General features: G+C 54.0%; 3 protein-coding genes. 2 read left to right on the top strand and 1 reads right to left on the bottom strand.

Translation table 11 applies throughout. From position 1 onward, the window contains the following. The first annotated feature begins 310 nt into the window (after positions 1-310). Positions 311-739, top strand: coding sequence for a hypothetical protein (locus tag LKK83_RS13035; protein WP_324631589.1), 429 nt, complete (start codon positions 311-313; stop codon positions 737-739). Positions 740-779: 40 nt separating this feature from the next. Here LKK83_RS13035 and LKK83_RS13030 read toward each other — a convergent pair whose 3' ends face one another. Next, a complete protein-coding gene (locus LKK83_RS13030) occupies positions 780-5,129 on the bottom strand; it encodes a response regulator (RefSeq protein ID WP_324631588.1) in 4,350 nt (1,449 codons plus the stop codon). 912 nt (positions 5,130-6,041) lie between these two features. Here LKK83_RS13030 and LKK83_RS13025 point away from each other — a divergent pair. Continuing rightward, positions 6,042-7,481 (top strand): sensor histidine kinase, encoded by a 1,440-nt coding sequence (locus LKK83_RS13025; protein WP_324631587.1) that lies wholly within the window; start codon positions 6,042-6,044, stop codon positions 7,479-7,481. Positions 7,482-7,574 lie beyond the last annotated feature (93 nt).

The following is a 7,574-nucleotide window of genomic DNA, read 5'->3' as shown; positions in this document are numbered from 1 at the left end:
ACGCCTTTGCTACCGACATTTCTGCATGATGCAAGTCTGCCCTCACGGGATGTTAAGCCCCTTTCATTTGGGTCAAAATGAGAGTTGGTGATAGGAGTTTATCATATCATTGCGGCTAAAGCCGCGCCGGGAGCTTGGTAGCCCCGCTCTAAAGAGACGGGGCTACCAAGCTCCCGAGTTTTTTTCGTGTACTGGGAAGCGCTCGAATTTCAACCCTTACCGTGAAGCGGAACTGTAGCGGATCCCCCTCGTCAAAACTCGTAGAATGAAGGTAATCAATATTACCGCAACCGAAGGGAGGTTTTCAGCCATGAGAATCAAAAAATGGTGGATAATTCCACCTGGATTGGCGCTATTGGGGAGCCTAGCCGCTCCGGGGTGGAGCCAACCGAAAGTGGTGACCCTTTCCACAGACATGCAATCGGATCCCCTAGTGCTGCAAGGCACCTCTGGAGGGTCTCTGAGTAGTGACTGTGGGTATATTAGCGAGCAACCGAGTCAAACCTTGGAGCTAACCGAGCAATTTTCCTACTTGAGATTTCAGGTAGAAAGCGAGGGAGAACCCACCTTACTAATCGACGGACCCGGGGGGCGGTTTTGCATTTTGGGGCATAAAGAAGCCGGAGAGGTGCCAGAAATGTCCGGGTTGTGGATGCCCGGGACATATAACATCTACGTAGGCGATCGCCAGCATGAAGCGCATCCCTACCGCCTCTCCATCACAGAAAGGCCCAATTAAATCGGCATCGCCGCAACCACCATTGTGCAAACCAATGGGATTACACCTGAGACAGTTCACGTTGCAAAGCTGCTTTCACCTTTTGATACTCAATTTTGAGTTGCGAAAAAATCTCCGCCGCCTCTGGGGGGGGAGGCGATCCGGCTGCTTTGCTAGCGCGGCTCATATATTCAAGCTGCTTGCTCAATCCAGACAACTCCATCGCACCGAGAGCTGCACTGGTAGACTTCAGGGAGTGGGCCGACTCTTGTAACTGAGCCACATCAGACGCTTCAATGGCCTCAGTCATGCTTTGCACCAATTTAGGTGCTTCCACCAAATAGATTTCGATCGCCTCTTCAAGCACCTCGATTTCGCGCAAAGACTCCAGAGTTGAGGGATTGAGAACCGCAGTGCGATCGCCAGCGTTACCGGGTTTAGGATTGCGCGGGGAAGCCTTCGGGGCAGAAGCAGCCACCTTGGGTGCAGAGGAACTCGCCTTGCCCGAGTGCGATCGCTCTTCCACCGCCGTTCCCGAAGCGACCCCTGCCCGGACCGGTTCGCGGCGCTGTGCAGGACTCGCAATTGGTGCCGCCGGAGAGTCGAGTAGCTGTTGGTTTGGCTGACATAAAGACAGAGCTTGCACCAGTTCCGGCATGCGGATCGGCTTGCTGATATAATCATCCATTCCCGCTTCCAGACATTCCTCGCGATCGCCCTGCATGGCATTTGCCGTCATCGCAATAATGCGCGGCTTATACCCCAGAGTTTCCGTCTCCCACTGCTCGCAGATAGTCCGCGTGGTGGTCAGCCCGTCCATTTCCGGCATATGAACGTCCATCAGCACCACATCATAAGGCTGACGGTGAAGCGCTTGCAGCACCTCCAGCCCATTGCCGGCCACATCTGCGCGATATCCCAGACGCTGTAAAATCTGCAATGCCACCTTCTGATTCACCAAATGATCTTCCGCCAGCAAAATCCGCAAAGGTAGCCGATGCCCCATCTGCGGATCGATCTGAACCGAAGCCGAATGCAAATCCCGAGAGCGAAGCGGCACGCCGCCAAAAATCCCCGCCACCACATTGTACAGATGCGATTGCTTGATCGGCTTATTCAGAAAAGCCGCCAACTTCACCTCTGGAGCGCCTTGGGGATTGTTCTCTTGTCTGCCGATCGAAGTCAGCATCACCAACGGCAAATCGTCCCCATTCGGTAACGCGCGCAGTTGCCGTGCCAAAGTCATCCCATCCATATTGGGCATCTGCATATCCAGAATTGCCAGATCGAAGGTATCCCCCGCTTCCAGCCACTCCAGAGCTTCCGCCCCCGAGGTTGCCGCTTGGGGGTTCATGCCCCAGAACACGGCTTGGCGACCCAAAATTTGCCGATTGGTGGCATTATCGTCCACAATCAGCACCCGCTTACCCGCCAATTTCGGCTGAGTGTCATTCAAATCCACCGGCAAGGTATTGGGTGCTTGTTCGGCGATCGCCGTAAAATAAAACGTCGAACCCGGGGATTTCGGTTGCTCCTCTTGCTCGTGAGAATCCCCCACCCAGGTAAACACACTTTGCTCCTCATCCTCATCCATCTCGCTGGACCACGACAGCCCAACCGCCGCCGGCAACTGAAAATCTGCTGGGGGATCCCCGCCGATCGCCGAACCGCTGACCACCCACATAGTTCCCCCCATCAGTTCGCTCAGGCGCTTGCTGATTGCCAACCCCAGACCGGTGCCACCATACTCGCGGGTAGTGGAAGAATCCACCTGAGAAAACGACTTAAACAACCGATCCATTCGTTGTTGCTCGATGCCAATCCCCGTATCTCGGATCGCAAATTGGATGCGGTGATGAGAACTCACAGAGGAGAACCCGGAATCTCCGTCCCTTGCCAGTTCCTGTTTGTCGATTTCGGCTGCTTCATCTTCCGTGACGGGAGAAGCGCTAACCGACACCACCACTTCGCCGGTTTGGGTAAATTTCACTGCATTACTGAGCAAATTCACCAAAATTTGACGCACCCGGGTCACGTCCCCCACAATAATTTCCGGGGTGGATGGCTCCATCAAATAGGCCAGTTCCAACTCTTTTTCGGAAGCTTTCGACGCGAGTAAATCGAGAGATTCCTCAATACAGACCCGCAGGTTAAACGGTTGCTGTTCCAGTTCGAGTTTGCCCGACTCGATTTTAGAAAAGTCGAGGATATCGTTAATAATCGTCAGCAGGGCATCCCCACTGCCGCGAATCGTTTCTACGAAGTCGCGCTGTTCGGAATTGAGGGGGGTATCCAGCAGCAATCCGGTCATTCCGATCACTGCATTCATCGGGGTGCGGATTTCGTGACTCATGGTAGCGAGAAACTCGCTTTTGGCGCGGGTGGCGGCGAGGGCCTCGTCGCGGGCGCGGGCTAAATCTTCCGCTGCTTGACGGCGCTCGATTTCGCCGCCGATCCACTGCGCCATCAGTTTGAGCAGTTCTTTATCCACCGCTTTGAAGGGGCGCTGTAGGGCAAAGGTGCTCGAAAAGCTCAGGGTGCCGTACACCTCGCCATCCACAATCACGGGGGTGCCGATATAGGCGTCTTGTTTGAAGGGGGTGATGGTGGGATTGTTGTGCCACCGGGTGACGCTGACGGATTCGAAGTACAGGGGTTCGTTTTGTCGCAAGGTTTCGCGACAGTAGGTTTGATTGAGATCGAACAGGTCCCCGGGGGATATTGCGCGATCGGGGGACTGGGCGGCGACGATTTCATAGCGGATCCCTTTAATCCGCGATAAAATCGCAATGTCTAACCCAAACCGCCGCCGCCCTAATGCCAGCAACCCTTCTAGCCGTTGTTTGAAGCTCAGCTTCCGCGATGAGGTAATCTTATACAACGCCCGAATTGAGGCTTCGCTTTCTCGCAGTTCTTCGTCGGTTTGCTGTCGCTCGGTGATGTCGCGGGAAATGGAGACCACTTCCAATACGCGATGGGTTTGCGGATCCCGCACGGTGCGCGAGGTGGTTTCAAACCACACTGCTGGCCCATTTTTGTGCCGCATCCGGTAGCTGACGGTGTAGCTGACTTGCCCGTTCATAATCGCGGCGTGGCATTTGCCGATCGCTTTCATGTCGTCGGGATGCACGAATTCGTAAGCAGACCTGCCGATCAGTTCGTCGGGTTCGTATCCCAGCAAAAACCGACAAGCGGGGGAAACGTACACAAACATCCCTTCTGGGGTATGTCTGGCAATCATGTCTGTGGAGTTTTCCGCCATTAACCGATAGCGGGCTTCGCTTTCTTGCAGCTTTTGTTGTGACTCGAACAGGGCATCGAGCATTCCGTTAATGCTGTGTGCCACTTTGGAGAGTTCGTCTTCGCCGCCTAGTTTCAGGCGCATGGATAGATCCCCGCCGTTTCCGGAGGTCATCTGTTTGATGGATTGATTCAGCAGGGTCACGCGCGAGACTACCAGTTTTTCTACCAGCAGCAGGGTCAGGGCGCTAAATCCTACGCTTACCGCTAGCAGGGGCCACACTAAATATCGAATGCTTTTTTTGCCTTTTTGATAGCTTTCTCGCGGTTGAATGATTTCTAATAGCAAGACGTCGTTGCCGTAAATGTCCTCGATCGCGGCATACCCTCCGAGGTCGGTTTCGCTGAGCGATCGCAGTTGTACGGCGTCGCTTTGCGCTATCGGTGGGCTGACGATTCTCTCGTTGGAATTCCGGTTCTCGGCAGTTATCCCAAGGGCTTTTCCCAGGTTTTGCAGGTGCGAGGGGAGGTCGCTGACGGGATACGCTCGCAAGGATAATTGCATCAGCTGTCCGATGCGATCGATTTCTCCGGCGTTTAAGTGGCGTCCGACAATTAAGGTGCCTCGCTCTGGATCCGCCGCTTGTCGGTTGAGAATCGATTGTGCGGCAATTAGCATCGGCCCTGTGGGCAGCATCACGATGCCTCTCAAGGGGGGCGCTTTCCCTGGGGCGGGGCTGTTCTTCCCGGATTGCCCGTATCCGGCTATCAGTTTTTCTATCTTCTCTGGTAGGGGGATGGGCTGGTTTTGTTGGCGATCGTAGGCTTGCGTGAAAATCGGTTCCCCGTTCTCGTCAAGCAATACCAGCAGGTTGAGGTTGGATTGGGTAAATATTTCGTTGCCGAACTCAGGGGCTAAAGATTTCGCCCCTGGGGCGTCGCTGTCGGAAGCGGGATTTTCCCATTCCACTCGCGATCGCGCTGTGGTGTTAAGCTCGGTGATGGTTTCATCGAGTGCCTGCAAGGCTCGGGTTACTTCCTGGCGCGCAACAAGAGCGTCGAGGGCTTTGAATTCAGCCAATAAAATACTCGATGCGGTGCGATAAAGCGCTACGTTGAGACCGACGAGCGTCGCACCAAAGATTAATAAGATTTTCTGACGCAGTTTCATAGAGTGACACCCTCATCGTATCTTGCTGCCCATTGCTCAGTCGCGTACGCCTTTCCAGTTTACCGATAAGCGGCTGGTCAAATACCAGTATTCCCTGGGGCTAAATGCCGCGATTGCCGCAGTATTGCCTCTCACTGTTCGATCTCGATCCGCTTTCCCCATTATCCTGTTTTGCAAAGGCTCAGTGCTCGGGTTCTCCCCCTAGAATATCCCGAGGGAATGCACCCCCCTGGTTTCCCCTACTCTGGCCATCTCCTCGGGCAACCTTTTTCTGGAACACCCTCTCCCGGCGATATTTGGCTGTGCTGTTGGTCTTTTCAAGCTTAGCTTGCCTGACGCCTCGGTGCTGGATCTGTCCTCGGCATCGGTTGTCAATTTTTAACATTTTTTTAACTCAACTGGCAGTGCCCCAAGGGGCAGGCTGGCGGTCAAACGGTGCCCCGCTTGCCTGACCCCTTCTGGTCTTCGCCAACCTTCCCCCCGATGGTTTTTTCCCATGTTTTTCTTTCGTCTTGACAATTTTCTGACTTTGTGGTAATTAAACGCTGCCGGGGGCAATGATGAATGTCTTTAGCCCCCACTGGTGCAACTCTGGCCTCATAATTCCCGCGATCGCCTCTCTATCCAACAGATGCCCAGGGAACTACTCTTCTCTCTGGCGGCGATTTTATCTCCTGTAGAGAAAAATGCCTGAGATTGAGCAGGACTTACCCAGCCTGCCCCACGGGTAGGGTGGGCCACTGGTTGCCTATCGGTTATTGATGTGCTCAATTGGACAATATGCGGTTGTCCTAATTGAATTGAAATCGGCATGGGGTCAGATTGAATGAGATAAAATTCAGAAGACTATCAGCGCATTCTCAGATTTACTGGCTAAGCTAAATCTAAAGAGTTCGAGTGGGTGAGAGGACATTGCTAAGTTGGTTGGGAAAACAAAGCGCACCCCTGTGGCGCAAGATCGATCTCCATTCCCTGCAAGTGCGTCTGACGGCGGGCATCGCCGCTGTCTCTGCTTTGGGAATTGGGTCGCTGGCGATCGCGACGAGTTGGCAGATGCAGCAGCAACTGGTTTTTACCCACAAGCAAAATGTCAAGTACATTTTCCAGCGCTTTGCCGGGGATGTGGAATACTATAGCGCAAGGCAAGCTGCCACGACGGGGTTGCAACCGGCGATCGAACGCCTGAGTGCCGATAAGGTTCTGCTGTGGGTGAAAGGTCCCGATGGGGCGATCGTCGCTCAATCCAAGGCGTTAAGCGGTCGAACGGATACTCTGGATGCGGCGTTAAAGCGTTTGCCTGCATCGGTGACGATTCCGCAAGCGCAATTCCTGAAGGGTCGCTATTGGTTGTGGTGTAGTGGTTCCCTGACGGTGAAGGGTACTCATTTGGGGGAACTGTATGTGGCCCAGGATATTACCCAGGATTATCAGATGTTGGTGGGGATTATTCGCAGTCTGAGTCTTGCCAGTGTGGCGGCGATCGCGGCTATGACTTTCGCGATCGCACTCTATGTGCGGCGATCGCTCCAACCTCTGTGCCAACTGAGTCAGATGACCAATGACATCTCGGCAGAGGATTTGGGCAAGGTGCGGATGCAGTTGGACAATGCTCCCACGGAGGTCAAGCAATTGGCTCGCACTTGCAACATGATGCTCGATCGCTTATCCCAATCTTGGGAACATCAGCGACAATTCGTTAGCAATGTTTCTCACGAGCTTCGCACCCCGTTAACTATCGTTTCTGGCTACATCCAAAGTCTGAAGCGGCGCGGCAACAATCTCACCGAACCGCAACGGGAAGCCCTAGGCATTGCCGCCGCTGAAGCCGATCGCACGATTCAGTTATTGCAGGATTTGCTCGATATGGCTCGCGCCGATAGCGGCTACTTACACTTTCATCTAGAACCGATTTCCATCCCCGATTTAGTCGCGGAAGTGGCATCGATGGCACGGCAATATAGCAACCGTCAGATTGCTCTGGATTGCCACGCCCTCCCCTTCCCCGCCCTGGGCGATCGCAATCGCTTAAAACAAGTGCTGCTCAATTTAATCGATAATGCCGTTAAGTATTCTCCAGACCATACCCCCATATCTGTACGAGTTCGCCCGCAACACCAGGCGATCGCTATTGATATCGGCGATAAAGGTCCGGGCATTCCCTTGGCACAGCTTCCTCGCATTTTCGAGCGCTTTTATCGCATCGACGAAGCGCGATCGCGCTCCACTGGCGGCACTGGTTTGGGACTCTCGATCGTCAAAACATTAGTCGAAGGCATGGGCGGCACCGTCACCGTGCACTCTAAACTCGGTGATGGCAGCGTTTTTACAGTGATTTTACCCACTAGTTCCTAGCCCTCCCCACCGCATCCTTGTGCCAATCTGGCGTCAAAAAAGGGTTGTCTCCCTTGACAAAAAAAGGGCGATCGGCTACAATAAGCCTGTGGC

Source organism: Phormidium sp. CCY1219 (assembly GCF_035615515.1).
Taxonomy (GTDB): Bacteria; Cyanobacteriota; Cyanobacteriia; order Cyanobacteriales; family Laspinemataceae; genus CCY1219.
This window is presented reverse-complemented; position numbering and strand designations above follow the sequence as displayed.